Here is a 753-nt window from a genome sequence, read left to right as displayed (position 1 = left end):
GTAAGAGAAGACCATTCTTGTTTGTCCTCCTCAGGGGGATTGGGGAGAACTAGGGGTTTGCACATTCGCCGGAACAATTGGAACTGAATCATTGCCTCTTCAGTCAATTTTTTTTCGATGTTGCGGCGAACTTCTTCTAAAACATCTGGGGTGGTAAGTATCTGGATCTTTCCCTCTTGTGCAGCTCCCAAAATCCGGGCCGATCCGCCGGCAGGATTCAAACAAGCGGCGATCCAACATGATGCATCCAAGAAAACGCGCAGGTTCTTCCCCATCGCGTTCCCCCCATTCAATCAATCTGATCCTCTTTGGTAAATCGCTCAATTTCTTCCCGGCTGTATTTCCTGAGGTCTTTTTGCCTGGATGGTTGGGTATCCTCTTCAATAAGCTGTTTTCCCTCCAGCAATGCCCGAATAACGGATTCAGGAATCCGCCAGATCCGACCAACCTTAAACCCCGGAAGTCTTTGGTCTTCAAGCATTCGATATATAGTCTTTTCGCTCACATCCAGAATTTCCGCCACTTCCTTCACGGAATAAACGGACTTGTTTTGGACTGACATGCTATATCACCCCTTTATTTGTACTTAAATATACCCTATTGTACCCAATTTCAAGCGTTCCGGAGAAAATCAACCCCAAATTGGGTCTCCATACAGAACAAGTGTTCGTGTATAATAAAGATGAGGTGAGGGCCATGGATCGAGAAAATAAACTGTGGGAAGGACATCGGGTAATTTTACCCGAGCATCGG

Annotated in this window: 2 protein-coding genes; both read right to left on the bottom strand. The window is 46.2% G+C overall.

From position 1 onward, the window contains the following. On the bottom strand, window positions 1-275 hold a 275-nt coding region (locus RZO55_RS12585), incomplete at its 3' end, for a PIN domain-containing protein (protein WP_318064633.1). Window positions 276-289: 14 nt separating this feature from the next. Then, window positions 290-562, bottom strand: coding sequence for a helix-turn-helix domain-containing protein (locus tag RZO55_RS12580; RefSeq protein ID WP_318064632.1), 273 nt, complete (start codon window positions 560-562; stop codon window positions 290-292). Window positions 563-753 lie beyond the last annotated feature (191 nt).

The sequence above is a fragment of the Clostridium boliviensis genome (genome assembly GCF_033342255.1).
GTDB lineage: Bacteria > Bacillota > Clostridia > Lachnospirales > Lachnospiraceae > Lacrimispora > Lacrimispora boliviensis.
This window is presented reverse-complemented; position numbering and strand designations above follow the sequence as displayed.